Source organism: Streptomyces sp. NPDC003456 (assembly GCF_042878735.1).
In the GTDB taxonomy this organism is placed as follows: Bacteria; Actinomycetota; Actinomycetes; order Streptomycetales; family Streptomycetaceae; genus Streptomyces.
The window spans coordinates 1,228,441-1,247,320 of sequence record NZ_JBIAOK010000002.1 but is presented as its reverse complement, the minus strand read 5'-3'; the positions used below and the strand labels follow the sequence as shown (position 1 = coordinate 1,247,320).

16 protein-coding genes are annotated in these 18,880 nt (G+C 68.3%); 12 read left to right on the top strand and 4 right to left on the bottom strand.

Features of this window, described 5'->3' with window-relative positions; translation table 11 throughout:
- Nucleotides 1–115: 115 nt before the first annotated feature.
- Nucleotides 116–310, top strand: coding sequence for an acyl-CoA carboxylase epsilon subunit (locus ACFYWG_RS11065; protein ID WP_389200716.1), 195 nt, complete (start codon nucleotides 116–118; stop codon nucleotides 308–310).
- A gap of 120 nt (nucleotides 311–430) precedes the next feature.
- Here ACFYWG_RS11065 and ACFYWG_RS11060 read toward each other — a convergent pair whose 3' ends face one another.
- The 3 genes from ACFYWG_RS11060 to ACFYWG_RS11050 all read right to left on the bottom strand — a co-directional run bounded on the left by ACFYWG_RS11060 (nucleotide 431) and on the right by ACFYWG_RS11050 (nucleotide 4,516).
- On the bottom strand, nucleotides 431–1,198 hold the full coding sequence (locus ACFYWG_RS11060; RefSeq protein ID WP_389200714.1) for an SDR family NAD(P)-dependent oxidoreductase: 768 nt from the start codon (nucleotides 1,196–1,198) through the stop codon (nucleotides 431–433).
- 41 nt (nucleotides 1,199–1,239) lie between these two features.
- Complete coding sequence (locus ACFYWG_RS11055; protein WP_389200712.1) at nucleotides 1,240–3,288, bottom strand: right-handed parallel beta-helix repeat-containing protein; 2,049 nt, start codon at nucleotides 3,286–3,288, stop codon at nucleotides 1,240–1,242.
- A gap of 67 nt (nucleotides 3,289–3,355) precedes the next feature.
- Nucleotides 3,356–4,516 (bottom strand): mandelate racemase/muconate lactonizing enzyme family protein, encoded by a 1,161-nt coding sequence (locus tag ACFYWG_RS11050; protein ID WP_389200710.1) that lies wholly within the window; start codon nucleotides 4,514–4,516, stop codon nucleotides 3,356–3,358.
- A 226-nt stretch (nucleotides 4,517–4,742) separates the two neighbouring features.
- Here ACFYWG_RS11050 and ACFYWG_RS11045 point away from each other — a divergent pair, with 226 nt between their 5' ends.
- The 3 genes from ACFYWG_RS11045 to ACFYWG_RS11035 are packed head-to-tail and all read left to right on the top strand — an operon-like array spanning nucleotide 4,743 to nucleotide 7,884.
- Nucleotides 4,743–5,585, top strand: a complete 843-nt coding sequence (locus ACFYWG_RS11045; protein ID WP_383505420.1) for an SDR family NAD(P)-dependent oxidoreductase — start codon at nucleotides 4,743–4,745, stop codon at nucleotides 5,583–5,585.
- The gene (locus tag ACFYWG_RS11040) at nucleotides 5,582–6,796 is read left to right on the top strand and encodes a mandelate racemase/muconate lactonizing enzyme family protein (RefSeq protein WP_389200707.1); all 1,215 of its coding nucleotides are present in this window, start codon (nucleotides 5,582–5,584) and stop codon (nucleotides 6,794–6,796) included. Before ACFYWG_RS11045 ends, ACFYWG_RS11040 begins: the two co-directional genes overlap by 4 nt.
- A gap of 8 nt (nucleotides 6,797–6,804) precedes the next feature.
- Entirely contained in the window at nucleotides 6,805–7,884 is a 1,080-nt protein-coding gene (locus ACFYWG_RS11035) for a substrate-binding domain-containing protein (RefSeq protein WP_389200705.1), read from the top strand.
- A 21-nt stretch (nucleotides 7,885–7,905) separates the two neighbouring features.
- Here the strand turns inward: ACFYWG_RS11035 and ACFYWG_RS11030 are convergent, their stop codons facing one another.
- Complete coding sequence (locus ACFYWG_RS11030; RefSeq protein ID WP_389200703.1) at nucleotides 7,906–8,751, bottom strand: helix-turn-helix transcriptional regulator; 846 nt, start codon at nucleotides 8,749–8,751, stop codon at nucleotides 7,906–7,908.
- A 205-nt stretch (nucleotides 8,752–8,956) separates the two neighbouring features.
- On the opposite strand from ACFYWG_RS11030, the gene ACFYWG_RS11025 reads away from it, so the two are divergent.
- The 8 genes from ACFYWG_RS11025 (at nucleotide 8,957) to ACFYWG_RS10990 (ending at nucleotide 18,833) form a co-directional block, all read left to right on the top strand.
- A complete protein-coding gene (locus ACFYWG_RS11025; protein WP_389200701.1) occupies nucleotides 8,957–9,793 on the top strand; it encodes a phytanoyl-CoA dioxygenase family protein in 837 nt (278 codons plus the stop codon).
- Between the two features lie 69 nt (nucleotides 9,794–9,862).
- Entirely contained in the window at nucleotides 9,863–10,567 is a 705-nt protein-coding gene (locus ACFYWG_RS11020) for a ThuA domain-containing protein (RefSeq protein WP_389200699.1), read from the top strand.
- Nucleotides 10,564–11,643 (top strand): Gfo/Idh/MocA family protein, encoded by a 1,080-nt coding sequence (locus ACFYWG_RS11015; protein WP_389200697.1) that lies wholly within the window; start codon nucleotides 10,564–10,566, stop codon nucleotides 11,641–11,643. The genes ACFYWG_RS11020 and ACFYWG_RS11015 overlap by 4 nt, the downstream gene beginning before the upstream one ends.
- Before the next feature lie 148 nt (nucleotides 11,644–11,791).
- Nucleotides 11,792–14,326: a carbohydrate binding domain-containing protein gene (locus tag ACFYWG_RS11010; RefSeq protein ID WP_389200695.1), complete on the top strand. Its 2,535-nt coding sequence runs from the start codon at nucleotides 11,792–11,794 to the stop codon at nucleotides 14,324–14,326.
- A 204-nt stretch (nucleotides 14,327–14,530) separates the two neighbouring features.
- Nucleotides 14,531–15,823, top strand: coding sequence for an ABC transporter substrate-binding protein (locus ACFYWG_RS11005; RefSeq protein ID WP_383505396.1), 1,293 nt, complete (start codon nucleotides 14,531–14,533; stop codon nucleotides 15,821–15,823).
- A gap of 157 nt (nucleotides 15,824–15,980) precedes the next feature.
- Complete coding sequence (locus ACFYWG_RS11000; protein ID WP_389200693.1) at nucleotides 15,981–16,937, top strand: carbohydrate ABC transporter permease; 957 nt, start codon at nucleotides 15,981–15,983, stop codon at nucleotides 16,935–16,937.
- A 2-nt stretch (nucleotides 16,938–16,939) separates the two neighbouring features.
- Nucleotides 16,940–17,797: a carbohydrate ABC transporter permease gene (locus ACFYWG_RS10995; protein ID WP_383505433.1), complete on the top strand. Its 858-nt coding sequence runs from the start codon at nucleotides 16,940–16,942 to the stop codon at nucleotides 17,795–17,797.
- A 22-nt stretch (nucleotides 17,798–17,819) separates the two neighbouring features.
- The gene (locus ACFYWG_RS10990) at nucleotides 17,820–18,833 is read left to right on the top strand and encodes a LacI family DNA-binding transcriptional regulator (RefSeq protein WP_389200691.1); all 1,014 of its coding nucleotides are present in this window, start codon (nucleotides 17,820–17,822) and stop codon (nucleotides 18,831–18,833) included.
- The last annotated feature ends 47 nt before the right edge of the window (nucleotides 18,834–18,880 follow it).

The following is an 18,880-nucleotide window of genomic DNA, read 5'->3' as shown; positions in this document are numbered from 1 at the left end:
TCGACTCACTCACCATGCTCCGCACCAAACACGCCGACCACCCCACCCGCAAACACGGCAACCCCCCACAATAACCCCACCACCCACCACCCACCCCCACAGCAACGGAGACCCCATGCCCACCCCCCCACCCCCCATCCGCATCGAAAAGGGCCACGCCACCCACGAAGAACTCGCCGCCCTCACGGCCCTCCTCCTCACCCGCGCCACCCAAGCCGGCTCCGACACACAGGCGCACACCCCCACCCCCCACACCACCACCTGGCACCCCCACCCCTTCCACCCCCCACACAGCTGGCAAACACCCTGAACACCCACACACCCCACACCGCGGACAAACACCAGGAAACAATGGCAGCGGCCCCGCGCCGGCGCGCTGCCACCGGTTCCCGGACGCTTCGACGGGTCGCCGAGAGAGCGGCCCGACAGGCTACCTGCCGAGTCGGAAACCGCCGTCGACGGGGATGACCGCGCCGTTGACCCAGTTCATTTCCCCCGAGGCGAGGGCGACGGCCGCGTCCGCGATCCACTCGGGTTCCGCGATACTGCCCCGGCGTTCGCCGGCCTCCATCATCTGCCGGGCACCTTCCCTGCTGCCGGACGCCTCCTCCTGCCAGCGCTCCAACAACGGGGAGCGGGTCCCGCCGGGCATCAGCGCGTTGACCCGTACCCCGTCGTCCCGCAGCTCGAGCGCCAGTCCCATGGCCAGGTGGTTGAGAGCCGCCTTGCTGGTGTCGTAGACGAGGTTGTTCCGCTGCACGCCCAGCGCGTTGGTGGAGCTCACCAGGATCACGCACCCCTGTGTCCTCGTGAGCTCCCGCCGGGCGGCTTGGACCAGGAAGAAGGGAGCCTTCACGTTCACGGCCATCACGGTGTCCCACTGGGCCCCCGTGACGGCGTCAAGCGGGCGGTGGAGCATCGCGGCCGCGTTGCTCACCAGGATGTCGATCCGCCCCCAACGGCTGGTCGCCGCTTGGACGATGTGCCGGGCGCCGGGCACCGGATCGGTCAGGTCCTGCCCGGCGTAGGCGACGTCGAAGCCGCGGCCGGTCAGTTCGGCCACCGCGCCGGCGTCGTCCTGAGTGGGGCCGTGGATCAGCACGGAGCACCCCTGCTCGCCCAGTGCCCTGGCCGTGGCGCGGCCGATCCCGCTCACCGCGCCGGTGACGACCGCGACCTTGCCCTTGAGCCTCTTCATGCCTGCCGCCCCTCCACCGGTCCGTTTCGGCTGCCGCCGCGTCACTGCTTCCCCGGCCGCGAGCGCGGTCCGACCCCGGTCAGGTCCGGCATGACGAAGCCGATCTCCGCCGCCCGCTCCCGCGACACCGACGGCCCGCCCGCCTGGTCCGGACCGGGCAGGACAAGGCCCACGTCGCCGATCACGGAGTGCCGGTCGTGACCCTGGGCACGCCACGCGTCGTCGGAGAGCGGGGTGAGGACTTCGTCGGGCGCGGTGGCGTCGACCCGTCCCTCGCCGCTCATCGCCGTGTCCGCCCTGGTGTCCCAGAACAGGTTCAGATCGGAGATCAGTCGCACGTCGTACGGGTGGGCGGCGCCGGTTCCGCCGACGATCGCCGGCACACCGGCGCTGACCAGGACGTTGCGCTCCAGGGTGAAGGAGACATGCTCCTCGGCCCGGGTCACGGCGATCAGTCCCCGGGCACCGAAGGCGAAGACGTTGTTGCGGATGGTGTTCTCGCGCCCGTAGTGCTGGTGCAGGCACTGGGTCGACGCGTCGAAGCAGACGTTCTCCTCCACGACGATGTGCGAACTCCCCTCGTCGAGATAGACGCACCAGCCCCCGTAGTTGGCGCACTGGATACCGTGGATGAGATTCCGCCGGACGACGGTGCCCGGCTGGACGCCCAGCAGATAGACGCCGCCCATGTCACTCATCGTGCCGTGGCCGATGTCGTGGATGTGGTTGTACTCGATAACGTTGTCACGAGCCACGCCGTCGCGGTAGCCCCAGGTCCATCCGCAGGAGATGCCGCTGTAGTGCAGGTCGTGGATGTGGTTGTGGCTGATGGTGTTGCCCGCCGAATGGCGCACCAGGATGCCGACGGCGGCGGGGAAGACCCTCCCGCCGGTGACGATCTCGTTGTCCGTCAGGACGTTGTCCCGACTGAGTCCGGCGGCTTCCGACGCCACACCCGTGACGGCGATGCCACCGCCCCCGAGGTCGCGCAGGGTGTTGTGGGTGACGGCGATGCGGGAGCTGCCGGCCTCCAGCGAGACGGCGTGGCCCCCGACATGCTCGACGACGCAGTTCACCAGGGAGCTGTCGGTGGTGTGGCGGAACTCCAGCGCACCCGTGACGTCGGTGGCCGCCTGCGGGGCGGACCCGTAGGCGATCTGGTCGGAAAGCCGCCCGGGGCTGTCCGACAGGGTGCGCCGCTGCAGGCTCCAGTCGGTATAGGCGAACGTGAAGCCCTCGAAGTGGAGATCCGTGACGGGACGGCCCTCTTCGCCCTGCACCAGCAGCAGTTCGTCGAGGACGGGCACCGTGGCGGTGAAGGTCTCCCTGCGTTCGCCCGGCCGGGGCACGTAGAGAACGCGGTGGGCCGCTCGGTCGTAGTACCACTCTCCCGCGACCTCGCCGAGCGCTTCCCGTACGTTCTCCAGGTAGTAGTTGGCGAACGATCCCGAGATGTCGTCGCGCAGGGCGAAGACACTGCGCCTGGCGCACCGCACGGTGGAGGTTTCCAGGTCGACCTCGGCGATGGGCAGCCGTTCCTGGATCCAGTAGTGCGGAATAACGACCTCCACGTCGCGGAGGGCGTCGTACGCCTCGATGTCTCCCGGGGTGAAACCGAAGGTGTCGGAGCCCTGGTACTGCGTCTCGTGCGAACCGCGCATGAGGTCCAGGCCGTCCTGGTGGGCGACCCGGAAGAGGCCCTCGCGCGGGCGGCGGGTGCGGGCGCGTCGCTCACCGTCGACGAAGAGGGAGCGAATGTGCCGGTCGGCCGGTGTGTCCGCGGCCCACAGGACCGCGTCCCCCACCGGTACCTCGGTCCAGTCCCGCAGGACGAGGCCGCCTTCGACGCGCACGTCGTGGCCGTCCGCCAGATAGGTGGTGGCGGAGTCCGAGGGCTCGAAGGTCAGCGGCGTCTCCAGCCGGTAGTGCCCGGCGGCCACGTGGACCAAGGCGCTCTGGCCGGGAGTCCGCCGGGCACGCAGCTCGTCGCGAGCCGCCTCCAGGCCGGCCAGGGGGCGTTCACTGCTTCCGTCGCCGCCGGCGGAGCCGTCCCCGGGGCTGACGTAGAGCTCGATGTCGAAGGTTGTCACTGGATCCCTCTACCTTTGTGTAGGACGCTGGAGGCGCGGACCGGGGCAGTCGCCAATCGGCCGGCCGTCACCAGTCGGCGACGCTGCTGTCGGCACGGAAGAGCCGCGGGACCTGCACGCTGACGCGTGGGTGGGCGGAGCAGATGTCGTCGTCCAGTTCGATGCCCCAGCCGGGGCCGGTGGGCAGCGGCAGGAAGCCGTCCTCGACCTTCAGTGGTGTGCGGATGACGTTCTCCCGCCAGTCGTCGAGGTGGAGCCTCTCCTGGATGAGGAAGTTCGGAGCGACCGCGTCCAGGTGAGTGGAGATGGCGGTCAGGACCGGGCTCATGGGACCGTGCGGAGCGATCCAGGCGCCGAACGCGTCCGCCAGCTGCGCGATCTTCATACCCTCGCCGAATCCGTGGCAGTGTGCGAGGTCGGGCTGCACGACGGAGACTGCACCGTTGCTCAGCAACGGGACGAACTCCTCCTTCGACGCCAGTCGCTCGCCGGCGGCGATGGTGAGGTCGAGTGCCTGAGCGACGCGGGCCATGTCGCCGAGCCGCCCCGGCTGTACGGGCTCCTCGTAGAAGTAGACGCGGACATCCTCCAGGACGCGGCCGATCGCGATGGCCTGGTCGGCGTCGTAGCGGCCATGTCCGTCGAACATCAGCGGGGCATCGGGACCCACCGCCTCCCGGACGGCGGCGGCGGCCGTGGCGACGGAGCGCAGCAGTTCGGCGTCGCGCAGCGGCCAGGAGGGCAGGACCAGGCTGAACTTGAAGGCGCGGTGGCCGGCGGCCACGGCGGCCTGGGCGCGGTCCCGCAGTTCGACGGGGTCGGTGGATCCCACCGACCAGCCGTTGGTGTACACGCGGATCCTGTCCCGCACCGCTCCGCCGACCAGCTGGTGGACCGGCAGACCGGCGCTCTTGCCCACGATGTCCCACAGGGCGAGCTCGACGCCGGCCACGGCGGTTCCCTTGATGACACCGCCGCGCCAGAACATCTGGCGTGTCATGACCTGGGTGAGGTACTCGATCCGCGTCGGGTCCTCACCCACGACGAGGTCGGCCATCTCCTCGATGGCGGCCCGGACGCTGCGGTCATGGCCCTCGAGTGTGGCCTCGCCCAGCCCGGTCAGGCCTTCGTCCGTGTGCACCAGGACGAAGACGTAGTTGCGGTCACTGAGTACGGACCCGGGCGTCTGCGCCCCGACGACCCTGGTCTCGATGGAGCTGATCTTCATGAGTGAGGCACCCTCGGTCTCGAATGGATGTCGCGAACTGTATCGAGATGATTCTTTCTGAGCAATGGAAACAATGGGTCTTCTGCCGACCAGTGAGGAGGCGTAGGGAAACAGGCCAAATGGGCCAGCAGTTATTGACCGCAAGCCCTCGGGGCAGTCACACCCATGTGTCAATGTGTACGCTGAGCACAGAAATGAACATGCAGGAGTGAGTGAGGAGTGCAGCGTGCACGACGATGAGCACGGTCCGGGACGGGATCCCGGGTGCCGTCGCTTCGCGGGTTCGGGGTTCCTGCTCACCGCGGCCGGGTCCGGGATCGGGCGGGCGACCGCACTGCGCCTGGGGGCGGAAGGAGCGCGGCTCCTCATCACGGACCTCCGGGAAGACCTCGCGGAACACGTCGCCGAGGAGGTCCGGGCGGCGGGCGGTGACGCCGCGGCGACCTCCTTGGACGCCACCTCGGCCGACGACTGGTCGCGCGTGGTCGCGGCCGTGCCGCACGCCCTCGGCCGACTCGACGGCGTGCACCTCAACGCGGGCCGGAACACACCGGCCCCGCTGCACGAGCTCTCGGACCGGCAGTGGTCCGCGCAGCTGGAGCTCTCTCTCGACTCCGTCTTCTACGGGGCCCGGGCGACGCTGGGCGCGCTGCGTGAGTGCCGTGGCTCACTCGTCATCACCTCGTCGATCCACGCACGGGTGGGTTTCCCCCACTTCCCCGGCTACGCGGCGGCCAAGGGGGCCATCGGGGCGCTCGTGCGTCAACTCGCGGTCGACTACGCTCCGGACGTCCGCGTCAACGCCGTTGTACCCGGGGCGATTCACACACCGGCGTGGGAGCGGCGTGACGCGCGGTTCCTGGAGCGCACGTGCCGGCGGACACCTTTGCGGCGCCTGGGCACCCCCGACGAGGTCGCCGCGGCAGTCGCCTTCCTCCTGTCCCGGGACGCGGGCTTCATCACGGGCCAGGACCTCGTCGTGGACGGCGGGCGAACCATCTCGGCGCAGGAGCACCTGGACTCGCCGGACACCGAGCGAGCGTACTCAGGGAGCGTGGACACGCCGTGAAGGTGACGCAGGTGCGTGTCGAGGCGCACCCTCTCACGCTGACCCGCCCGATCGGGGACGCCAACGATCCGGTCGGGCAGTGGCACCAGCGTCAGCTCGTGATCGCTCTCGACACGGACGAGGGCCTGGTCGGGTACGCCGTGGCGGTGCCGGGATGTCTCGGTGTGCTCCCGGTGTTCGCGGACGTCGTGATCGGCAAGGACCCCGCTGGCGTCCGGGGGTTGTGGGAGGCCATGGTCGGGCGGGCCTTCAAGGCCGGCGTGAACGGCATGACCCGGGTCGCGATCGCCGCCCTGGACGTCGCGCTGTGGGATCTCAAGGCACAGGCGAACTCAGAGCCGTTGTGGCGCACGCTCGGCGCGACGGCGTCATCGGTGCCGGTGTACGCCAGTGGCATCGAGATGCCCCTGGGGGACGCCGAACTCGTCGAGTACTACCGGCGGCAGAGCACGCACGGCATCAGCTTCGGCAAGATCAAGGTCGGCCGCGACAGGGAGGACGACCTGCGGCGTCTGCGGCTGGCCGCCCAGGCGCTCGCCGAGTCCGGCAAGCCGGTGCGGCTGGCGGTCGACGCCAACGAGTACTGGTCGGCCAAGACCGCGATCCCGTGGGTCCGGGCGCTGGAGCAGGAGCATCCCCTCGTCTGGGTGGAGGAGCCCTGCCCGCGCCGCGACGTCCGTGCCCTGGCCCGCGTCTCGGCGGGCGTCGACGCGGCCGTGGCGGCGGGGGAGAATCTCAATCTCGTCGACGAATTCCTCCCGTTGCTGCTGGGCGGCGCCGTCGACGTGGTGCAGGTCGGCATCCAGACGACAGGTATCAGCGGCGCCCTGCGCGTGGCCGAGACGGCTGCCGGGTTCGGCCTTCCCGTCGCCACCGTCAACTGCCCGGGACACGTCATCGCGCACCTGGCCGCAGTCCTCCCCAACCACCTGGCACTGGAGGTCCTGGACGCGGGCGAGGACGCCCTGCTCGAGGTGGACCATACGCTCGGGGACGGGCACCTGAAGCTCGGCAGCCGACCCGGACACGGTGTGCGTCCGCGGGCGGGACTACCGGTGACGGATGTCCTCCCGCGTACGGGTGCGGCCGTGCTCCCCGGGCGAGGCCCCGGTGCCGGCCTGCTGCCACCGGGCTTCACGCCTCGGAGCAGGACCACCGGCCGCATCACTGACCACACCACCGGCTGCATCACTGACCACACCCGTGACTGATCGAGGAGGTGCGCGTGCTTTCGGCGCAGCGTCGCGAACACATTCTGGCGGCTTTGGAAGAGCAGTCCTTCGTCAGCGTGACCGTGCTGGCCGAGGAGTTCTCGGTATCGCGGATGACCGTCCGCAGGGACATCGCCGCTCTGGAAGCCGAGGGCCTCGTGTCGGCCGTGAGGGGCGGCGCCACCAGGCGTCCGCCGGAGGGTACCGGCGCCACCCCTGCTGCCGGCACCCGGGGAGGCGTCGGTGTCATCGTGCCCGTGGCCGACTACTACTACTGGCCGATTCTGGACGCCGCACGGGAGACCTTGAGCGGCCAGGGGTTCGACATGTCGGTGATGGTCTCCGGGTACGACCGGGAGAGCGAGCGGCGGATCGCCGACCAGATGCTCGACTCGGGTGCGCAATGCCTCATCATCGCCCCGACCTTCGATCAGGAGTCGATCGCCGGCGGGGACCACGAATGGCTCTACGGCCTGCCCGCACCCGTGGTCCTGCTCGAACGTGAGCTCCCCGCTACCCGGGACGGGCGAACCGTGTCGTCCGTACGCACCGCGTACGAGACCGGCTGGGAGAGGGCCGGCCGGGAACTGCGGTCCCTGGGCCACGAGCGCGTCGCCCTCGTCACGCACGGCCTCCGTCAGATCGGTGTCGACCTGGACCGGGTGTGGGAGCGCGCAGCGGAGCGGGCGGGTTTCGAACGCGCCGGGGCGGTGACCGTCGTCGACGCCCGGCTCACCGGATCGCCCGCACAAGGGGTGCTCGACGAAGTGATCGGACGTATTCGGAAAGCGGAGGTGACGGCCGTTGTCAGCCACTGCGACCAGGCCACGCTCGGGTTGGTGCACGCGATGCGCAGGCGAGGAATGAGTATTCCTGACGACCTCTCCATCGTCACCAACGAGGACGAGGTAGCCCAGATGACCACCCCGGCCCTCACCTCCTGTTCACCGGCCACACACGTCATCGGCCGGCAGGCCGCACGGCTGGCGCTCGATCTGCTGGACGGCGACGGTGCGCCGGTGCAGCACGTCCGGGTCGAGCCCTCCCTGACCAAACGCAGCTCCTGCCGTCCTCCCGCCGCCCGCTGACCCCCGTCGGCGTTAGGGCGGTCAGGGCAACAGCTGTGCCAGCGGCAGCAGCCGGGCCTGGCGTACGGGCCACAGCGCGTCGACCGCGGACTGCGTGCGCCGAAAGCCTCCCGGAGGAGTCCCGTAGGTTTCGGCGAACCGGCGCGAGAAGTGATAGGGGCTGCTGAAGCCGGCCTCTGCGGCGATCTCGGCCAGCGTCAGGTTGCTGCGCTGCAGGGACATCGCGGCGCGCGCCAGCCGGACGAGTTCGAAGGCGCGCGCCGGCCCGCAGGCATAGGAATCACGGAACAACCGGTGCAGATGCCCCGTCGAGACGGTGGCGGCCGCGGCCATCTCCTCGACGGCGACGATGCAGGGACCGGCCACGGCCCACACCTCGGCCACGTACTCGACGGCCGCCCGGACGATCGGGGAGATCTGCGGGCTCTCCTCGGACAGCGGCTCCGCGACGAACACGTCGAGAAGCAGCTGCACGGATGCGTCACTGCTGCACCGGCTCCGCGTCGACTGCCGGCCCGCCAGATCGAGCAGATAGGTGCACAAGGCCTGCAGCACCGGTGTCTCCGACATGTCCCGCACCCTGGGCCAGTTCGCCTCGTGGCCGAGGTGACCGCGGCTGTCCAAGGAGAAGTGGACGAAGGCGTGACTCGATTCCCGGGAGGCGTCCCAGTGGTAGGACTCCCGGTCACCGCGCCGGGCGAGGGCGAGCGTTCCCGGGCGCAGCACGACCTCCTCCTCGCCCAGGACGGCCCCGTCGGCGTCGAGCATCTCCGTCCGCCACCGTGCCGAACCGGCCAGCAGCCACACGAGTTCGTACGCCTGGAGCACCCGCGGTCCGAAGACGGCCCCACGTCGGTAGTCGGCCACCTGCGCATGGGAATGAGCACGCACCCTCAATGCCTCCGATGTCACCATCAGACAATACTGTGTCGCTGCTCGACATTGAACCGACAGTCAACGGCTGGGAATCTCGGGGCTCAACGCTTCACAGAAAGGGACGTCACCCGTGACTGCGACGTGGTCAGCCCAGCAGAGCCGCCGGCCGGTGATCTTCAAGGAATCCGGGCCGGAAATGTTCGAATACTTCCGCGAGAACGGCTTCGCGGTCCTCGGCGACGCCCTCAGCCCCACCGAGGTAGCCGAGATCAATAGGGACGCCGAGCGACTGTGCCGGGGTGAGTACGGCGCGATCGACACCGACAGGCCGCTGACCGGGACGGAGTCGACGGACGATTTGCTGCGCCAGTTCCTGTGCATTCACTACCCGCACAAGGTGTCCGACGTGGCCATGCAAGCGATGAAGAATCCACGCGTGGTCGCGGCGCTGACCGGACTGATCGGCTCGAACGTCAAGGCCATGCAGTCCATGCTGTTCATCAAGTCCGAGAGCAAGCCCGGACAGGCTTGGCACCAGGACGAGTACTTCATCCCCACCCGGGACCGGTCGCTGACCGCCGCGTGGATCGCTCTCGACGACGCGACGGTCGAGAACGGCTGCCTGTGGGCCCTGCCCGGATCACACCGCCCCGGGGTGCTCTACCCGGCCAGGGAACAGACGGATCCGCGGTTCGACTGCACCACGGAGGCGTACGACTTCCCCTACCGCGACGAGGACGCCGTGGCCCTGGAGGTCCCCGCCGGAGCGGCCGTCATCTTCAACGGGTACCTGCTGCACCGGTCTCTGCAGAACTCCGGCAGGCGCGGATACCGCCGCGCGCTGGTCAACCACTACATGAGTGCCGAGTCCCTGCTGCCGTGGAAGCAACCGGCCGAGGGGACGCACATGGCCGCGGCGGACTACCGGGACATCGTCCTGGTAGCCGGCCGGGACCCCTACCGCCACAAGGGCCTGCAGGACCTCAGCAGACCCCACTCGCGGCGGGACAAGGACGGCGGCTGCGATCGCTAGGCAGGTCCGCCGCATCTCACAGCACGCCATGCACGTACCGGCACGGACGAATGCGAGGCAGGACCAGAGATGAGTCAGACAACTCCCAAGCAGGCCCTCGTGGTCCGAGGCGGCTGGGAGGGACACAAACCGGTCGAGACGACGGATCTGTTCCTCCCCTTCCTGCGGGACCACGACTTCGACATCCGGATCGAGAGCACGCCGAAGGTCTACGCCGACGCCGACTACATGAGCGGCGTCGACCTCGTCCTCCAGTGCGTCACCATGAGCGAGATAGCACCCGAGGAGGTGGCCGGCCTCAGGAACGCCGTGGGCAACGGGACGGGTCTCGCCGGCTGGCACGGCGGCATCGCCGACTCGTACCGGGCGAGCTCCGAGTATCTGCACCTGGTGGGCGGCCAGTTCGCCAGCCACCCCGGCAAGGCACCGCACGACCGATGCGGGGACTCGACGGACTACTTCCTGCCGCACCGGATCACCATGCTGCCGGCCGCTGCGGACCACCCGATCACCACGGGGATCGAGGACTTCGATCTCGATACGGAGCAGTACTGGGTACTGACCGACGACTATTGCGACGTTCTCGCCACCACCACGCTGGCGGCGCGTGACTTCGACCCGTGGGGCCGGGCGGTGACCTGTCCCGCGATCTGGACCAGGTTCTGGGGCGCCGGGCGGATCTTCGTCTGCACTCCCGGCCACAGCCCCGACGTGCTGGAGGACGGCAACGTGCGTACGGTCGTCGAGCGCGGCATGCTGTGGGCGAGCCGGTGAGCGCGCGCGGGGGTGTCGGAATCGTCGGCTGCGGCGCGATCTCCCGCCAGTACCTCGCGACGCTGGCATCCCTGGACGAGCTCGAACTCGTCGCGGTGTCGGACCTCGACTCCGCGCGGGCCCGGGCCGTCGCGGACGCCCACCCGGGCGTGAAGGTCCTCACGGTGCCGGAGCTGGTCGCCCACGAAGCCGTGGACGTCGTGCTCAACCTGACGATTCCCGCGGCCCACGCCGAGGTGGCGCACCAGGCCATCGAGGGCGGCAAGGACGTCTACCTCGAGAAGCCTCTGGCAGCCACCACCGCCGAGGCGAGGAAGGTGCTGTCGGCCGCGTCCGAGCGTGGTGTCCGGATCGGGTGCGCTCCCGACACCGTCCTGGGAACCGGCATCCAGACGGCCCGTCGGGCCCTCGACGACGGCTGTGTCGGCCGTCCGCTGTCGGCGACGGCGACGATGATGGTCCCGGGCCACGAACGGTGGCACCCGGACCCCGACTTCTACTACGTGCCCGGCGGAGGCCCGCTGCTGGACATGGGCCCGTACTACATCACGTCCCTCGTGACGCTCCTCGGCCCTGTGGCCTCCGTCACGGGTACGTCCAGCCGGTCGCGCGCGACCCGGGTCATCGCCTCCGGGCCACGCAAGGGGGAGGCCATCCCGGTCACCACAGACACCCACGTGACGGGTGTCCTGACGCACGACTCCGGGGCCCTGTCCACCATCGTCATGAGCTTCGACGCGGTCGCCACCGCCTCGTCGCACATCGAGGTCCACGGGGACACCGGCTCCCTGGCGGTGCCCGATCCGAACCGGTTCTCCGGTGAGGTCAAGCTGTTCGAGCTCGGTGGCGAGGCATGGCAGACGCTCACCCCGTCCGCGGGCTACCGCGACGCGTCACGCGGCTTCGGGCTCGCCGACATGATGCGGACGCCGAAGACGGAGGACCCGCGCGCTTCCGGCCCTCTCGCCTACCACGTCCTCGATGTCATGGAGTCCCTCCTGGAGTCCGCGCGGACCGGAACCTCCGTGCCGGTTGGGAGCACCTGCCCGCGCCCCGCGGCCGTCCCCCTGAGCTGAACGTCCGTCGACGGGGACGCCGTGCGAAGGAGCGGCGGCCCGGTCGACGGGAGCACCACACCACATCCCCACAAAGAAGTGGAGAACCACCGTGACAGGCGCAAGAGCAAGACGCCCACGCTTCCAACGGGGACCGTGGGTCGCCGCGGTGGCCGCAGTGTTCGCCGTGGTGCCGGCACTCACCATGCTCCCCGCACTGGCCGCTGAGGAGAAATCGGCAGGTGAGTTCGTCACCCGGCAGGACGGCCGGCTCGAACTGGGCGGAAAGCCGTTCCGGTTCGGCGGCGTGAACCTGTACTACCTCGGGCTGGACGAGAACGTCGGCGGAGTGGCGTACCCCTCGTTCTTCCGCATCCGTGACGGACTGCGCTCGGCCAAGGCACTCAACTCGACGGTCGTCCGCGCGCACACGCTGGGCATATCCGTGGGCCACCCGCTGAGCATCGAGCCGGAGCGGGGGGTGTTCAACCCCAAGGCGTTCGCCACGATCGACTACGCGATCGCCGAGGCCGGCCGGCTCGGTCTCAAGCTCACCGTTCCGCTGAGCGACAACTACGCCTTCTACCACGGCGGGCGCAGTACGTTCACCAAGTGGCGGGGCCTGAGCGACCCGAACGCCTTCTACACCGACGCGGGGGTCATCAAGGACTTCCAGGAGTACGTCTCGCACATCCTCGACCATGAGAACCCCCACACCGGGCTGCGGCTGAGGGACGACCCGACCATCATGTCGTGGGAGCTGGGCAACGAGCTGAAGGACATGCCCCGGTCGTGGATCGACACCATGGGCTCCTTCCTGCACAAGAAGGCACCGAAGCACCTGGTCACCGCGGGTACGGTCCCGTCGGCCGGTATCGACCCGGACACCCTCCAGTCGCCGCACGTCGACATCGTCCAGGGTCACTACTACCCGCCGACCGCCGAGGAGATCAGCGAGGACGCCACGGCCACCACGGACGCCAAGAAGGTCTTCGTGGCCGGTGAGTACGGCGCTCCGTCGGCGTCGACCGAGCTCCTCGACGAGGTGGCCGCGGACAAGAACGTGACCGGCGCGCTGGCGTGGTCGCTGTTCCCGCGCGGCGACGAGCGCGGCTACGTCCAGCACAACGACACCTTCACGGTGCACCAGCCGGGCGACACCCCCGCAATGCGGGAGCAGGTCGCGGCCATCTCCGCGTTCGCATCCACCATGAGTTCCCCGGCCGGCGGCACGCCCATCGAGCCCGACTCGGTCCTCATCACGAGCATCGAGAAGCGGGGCGGCTACAACACGGTCACCTGGCGCGGTTCCGCGGGCGCCGACGGGTACCTCGTGCAACGGGCGCATTCCGGAAGCGGAAAGTGGAAGGTGGTGACACCGTCCCCGGTCAGTGACAACGACACGCCCTGGATGGACACCGGGACGCCGAACGGCACCGCCCGGTACCGGATCGTCGCTGTCGACGCCGACGGGAAGCAGCTGACCACCTCGGCCTACGCGAGCGTCAGCCAGAGCGAGGAATGGATCGCCGACCCGCTGCAGACGTTCGGCCGCACCAGTGGCCGGACGGGCGCACTGCAGGTGACCCCGGCCGGCCGGAATGTCAAGGTCACCCCGGCCGACGGCGCGGGAGGGACGGTCGCCTGGAAGAGGACGGACATCACCCGCTTCAGCGCCGACGTCGAGTCGCCGTCGTCCACGGTGGCCCTGAAGGTCGAGACCAGGACGGCGGGAGGCACCTGGGCCGGGGCACGCACCACGGTCCGTAAGACGGGCAAGAACCTGTACACCGTCAAGACCGGGACTCTGGGCAAGACCGACGAGGTCCGGCTGGTCTGGCCGAGCGGTTCGAAGGCCGCCGTCTTCGGCGCCCGGTTCACCGCCACCACCGACTCGCCCGGCGCCGCTCTGCCGAGCGCCTTCTCCCTGGAGAGCCCGGTACCGGGCCGCGAGGACGTGCTGATCGACACCGACTTCACGTGGCAGGAGTCGGCGGACGTCGCCTACTACTCGCTGGTGGTCTCCCGCCAGGGGGACCTGTCCGATCCGGTGTTCAGCGCCGACCGCCTGACCAGGAACAGCTACTCCTACCCGCCCGGCCTCGAACCGGACACCAAGTACTACCTGCAGCTCACGGCCCACAACCGGGTCGGGAAGCGAACCGTCACCGGCGGTCCCGTGACCTTCAGTACCCGCCCGGTACCGCAAAGTGGCTACGCGGTGGACGACTTCGAGCGGTACGGCACGAGTGCGGACCTCCAGGCGGTCTACAAGCGCAACCCCGGCGGGGACCCGATCACCCCTGCCCTCGCCACCACCGGGGGCAGCGCCGGAAAGGCCATGACGCTCTCGTACGAGCTGAACGCCGCGAACTATGCGGGCGTCGGCAGGACGTACTCCGACCCGGCGAACTGGAACGGTGCCGGCGGCCTCAGGTTGTGGGTCGTGCCGGACGGCAGCGGCAACACCTTCATCGTCCAGTTCAAGGCCGACGGCCTGTTCTGGGAGGCGGAGACCGCCCTGACCGGTACGGAGGCCCGCTTGGTCACCATTCCTTTCACCGATTTCAAGAATCCTGAATGGGGAGAGAAGGGCGACCTGAACGTGAGGAGAATCGAGGCCCTGTCTCTGCTGGTATCCAACTCCGAATCAACGGGCGCTCATTCCATCACGGTCGACTCGATCGCGGCGTACAAGAAGTAGACCGGGCCAGTCCAGACGTTCTCTCGGCAGGCCGGTGAAATACTGGCCGGCCCGCCGGGCAATTCGGTGTGCCCATTTTCGGCACCGTCGCGACACCGTGACGTGAGCAATTTCTCCCATTGCTGAAATTTCCCTTGACAGTCATTTGATCTCGAACCTACTTTACCGGTTCACCGAGGCTCTCCCGACAAGGAAGTGATGCAGATGAAGAACCGCTGGCTCGGCCTGATGGCCCTTCCGCTCGTGCTGACGGCATGCGGGGGCGGTGACGAAGGCTCCGCGGACTCGGGGATCTCGGGAAAGCCGTCCGGTGAGATAACGGTGCTGACGAACCGGACGGACATCGTCGACACGGACCTCAAGAAATACGCCGCGGCCTTCGAGAAGAAGTACCCCGACGTCAAGGTCGAGTTCCAGGCCATCACCGATTACGAAGGTGAGGTCAAGATACGGATGAACACCGACGACTACGGTGATGTGCTGCTCATCCCCGGGTCGGTCCAGCGGTCCGACTACCCGAAGTTCTTCGAGCCGCTCGGGTCCTCGGGCGAGATGGCGCAGAAGTACAACTGGACGGACTTCGCGACCGTCCAGGACAAGACTTACGGTCTGGCCCCCTTCGGCACGGCGAACGGCTTCGTCTACAACAAGAAGGTCTGGGCGGCGGCGGGCGTCACCAGCACTCCGACGACACCCCAGGAGTTCCTCGCCGGCCTGAAGGCGATCAAGGACAAGACGGACGCCATCCCGTACTACACGAACTACAAGGACGGCTGGCCCCTCGGTTCCTGGTACGAGGCACTCGGTTCCGCGACCTGTGACACCGGCGCCAACCGCGACCTGGCGACCACCAAGAAGCCGTGGGACGAGGGCGAGCCGCTCAAGATCGTCGACACCATGCTCTACGACATGGTCGCGCAGAAGCTCGTCGAGCCCGACCCCGCGACCACGAGCTGGGAGGACTCCAAGAACCTGCTGGGCGGCGGCAAGGTCGGCGCGATGTGGCTCGGCTCGTTCGCCGTTTCGCAGATGCGCGACGCGGCGACCAAGGCCGGCGGTGACCCGGAGGACATCGGCTTCCTGCCGTTCCCGGCGCGGAAGGACGGAAAGTTCTGCTCGGTGACCGTCCCGGACGCCCGGCAGGCCATCAACGTGCACTCCGAGCACAAGGCGGCGGCGTACGCCTGGATCAAGTGGTTCACCGAAGAGTCGGGCTTCGCGCAGAAGGAAGGTGCGATCCCCACCGTGAAGGGCGCCGAGATGCCCGCGACGCTGGCCGACCACGAGAAGGCCGGCGTGAAGTACATCCAGCTGGACCAGAGCAAGGCAGCCGAGGTCGGCATGATCGACCAGGCCGCGGAAGTCGGTCTCGGAAAGCCCGACTACCGGCGCCGGATCATCGACGTGGCCCGCGGCGCCGGGGACGGGGATCTGCAGGACATCTTCGGCGACCTCAACGAGAAGTGGTCGAACGGGCTCGGCAGCGCGGGTCTGTGACACGGGGCGAGACCCTCATGGTTCCCCCGCCGCGCTCTGCACACGTCAACCGGCGGTCCGCATCCCGCGTGGGCCGCCGCCCTCACCGTCGTCGAGCGATTTCCCCGGAGTCTCGGCACGTCACCCTGACGGTCGGCGGGAAAGGAAGAAGCCAGGCATGACCCACGTATCACGCGTGACCAGGCCGACCGAACTCGGTCGGCCGGTGCCGACAGCACCGCCTCGATCTCCAGCGCGGCCGGCACGACGCGCCCGGAAGCGTGAAGCCGTCGCCTGGTTGTACCTGGCGGTCCCGCTGGCTCTCCTCTTGGTCTTCACCTACGTTCCGGTCGTCAACATGCTGTACTACAGCGTGACGGACTGGGACGGCGTCAGCCCCGACAAAAATGTGGTGGGTGCCGAGAACTACGTCAAGATATTCACCCGGCCCGAGCTCTTCGGAGTCTTCACCGTCAGCCTCTTCTATATGGCCGGCGCGGTGCTCCAGATGGCGGTGGCTCTGTATTTCGCCACGGTGCTCAGCTTCAACGTGAGGTTCAGAGGCTTCTTCAAGGGAATGATCTTCTTCCCGCACCTGATCAACGGCGTCGCCATCGGTTTCATCTTCCTGTACTTCTTCAAGCCGGACGGAACCCTCGACTCGGTTCTGGAGATCGTCGGCATAAAGAGCAGCAACTACTGGCTGGGGGACCCGGATCTGGTGAACCCGTCGTTGAGCTTCACCTCCCTCTGGAGGTACGTCGGTCTGAACTTCGTGCTCTTCCTCGGAGCGATCCAGTCGATCCCGGACCAGCTCTACGACGCCGCTTCGCTCGACGGTGCGAACAAGTGGCAGCAGTTCCGCCACATCATCGCTCCGAGTATCAGGCCGATCCTCAGTCTCAGCTTCATTCTGGCCATTTCCGGCTCCCTTTCGGTCTTCGAGATCCCGTACATCATGACCGGTGGCGCCAATGGCAGTAAGACGTTCGTGATCCAGACGGTGGATCTCGCCTTCAAGTTCAACAAGGTGGGACTGGCGTCGGCTGCCGCGGTCGTCCTCCTCGTCATCATCCTCGCCGTCACCTGGGTGCAACGGCGGCTCGTGCCGGACGAAAAGGTGGACCTGATATGACGATGACCGTCGACAAGACGTCGAAGGCCCGGTCGCTGGTGTCGGGCGGTGCCGTGTCCGCCAAGTACCTGTCCCTGATCGTGGGGGCGCTGGCCATGGCGCTGCCGCTGCTGGTCGTCCTCCTGACCTCCTTCAAGACCCCTTCGGAGGTCGCCACCAAGGGAGCGCTCGCCCCTCCCGGCAACTGGCTCAACTTCGACAACTACATGACGGCGTTCACCGAGGGGAAGATGCTCACGGCCTTCGGCAACACCACGCTCATCCTCGTGGTGTCGCTGACGGGCACCGTACTCATCGGGTCCATGACCGCGTACGCGATCGACCGTTTCGACTTCCGCTTCAAGAGACTTGTGGTGCTGCTGTTCCTGCTGGCGACCCTGGTACCGGGCGTGACCACACAGGTCGCGACATTCCAGGTGGTCAACTTCTTCGGGATCTACGACTCGCGGTGGGCTCCGATCGCCCTGTACATGGGTACTGACATCATCTCGGTGTACATCTTCCTGCAGTTCATCCGCGGCATTCCGGTGTCACTCGACGAGTCGGCCCGTCTCGACGGGGCGAAGTCCTTCACGATCTACCGGCGGATCATCCTCCCGCTGCTCAAGCCGGCCATCGCCACAGTGGTGATCATCAAGGGCACCACGATCTACAACGATTTCTTCATCCCCTTCCTCTACATGCCGTCCCCCGAGCTCGGGACCATCTCCACTTCCCTGTTCAAGTTCAAGGGTCCCTTCGGTGCCCAGTGGGAAGTCATCTCTGCGGGCGCCATCCTGGTCATCCTGCCGACCCTCGTCGTGTTCCTGCTCCTGCAGCGCTTCATCTACAACGGCTTCACCTCAGGAGCCGTGAAGTGAGCTGCACCGGCCCGAGGTGGACATGAAAAGGCCCACGATCGCGGACATAGCCGCACGCGTGGGGATCTCCAAAGTCGCCGTCTCGTACGCCCTCAACGGCCGGCAGGGCGTGTCCTCCGCGACCCGCGAGAAAGTCCTGACGGCCGCGGCGGAACTCGGTTGGACGGCCAACGCCGCAGCACGCACACTGTCGGGCGCCAAGGCCCAGACAGTCGGCCTGGCCGTCGCCCGGCCCGCTAGCACCCTCGGAGTCGAGTCGTTCTTCATGCGGTTCATCGGCGGTATCGAAGCGGTGCTGTCCCAGCACTCGGTGGGACTGCTGCTCCAGGTCGTTCCCGACCACCGGGCCGAGACCGCGGCCGTGCGAAGGTGGTGGGGCGGCAGACGGGTGGACGGCGTCATCGTCGTCGACCTGTTCGACGAGGACGACCGCCTGGACAACCTGCGTGCGATGGGCGTCCCCTTCGTGGTCGTCGGCGACGCGCGCGACCACCCCGCAGTGACGTGTGTGTGGAGCGACGAAATCTCTGGCATGCGTCAGGTGATGGACTACCTCGCGGCGCTCGGGCATCGACGGATCGCCCGCGTGTCCGGAGTCGCGGCCTTCCGTCACACCGCGCAGCGAACCGCCGAGTTCCACGCCGGTGCCGAGCGGCTCGCGCTCGAAGCGGTCACGCTGCAGGCCGACTTCACCGGGAAGGACAGTGCTCAGGCGACGCGGCACCTCCTGACCCGTCCGGAGCCGCCGACCGCGATCATCTATGACAACGACGTCATGGCCGTGGCCGGCCTGGGCGTGGCCGCGGAGATGCACGTGAGCGTTCCGGGCCGGCTGTCCGTCGTCTCGTGGGACGACTCCGCACTGTGCCAACTGACCCATCCGGCGATCACCTCACTGACCCGGGACGTGGGCGCCTGTGGTGCCGACGCCGCGAGCCGACTGCTGCAGGTGATCGACGGCGCCCCGCCGGGCGCCTTCGAGGAGCCGCCCCACCGACTGACAGTGCGCGCCAGTACAGCACCCGTGCGGCGCTGAACCGACAGCTCGCGCGGCACGAACCGCGCACCGCCCGCCAGTTCGCC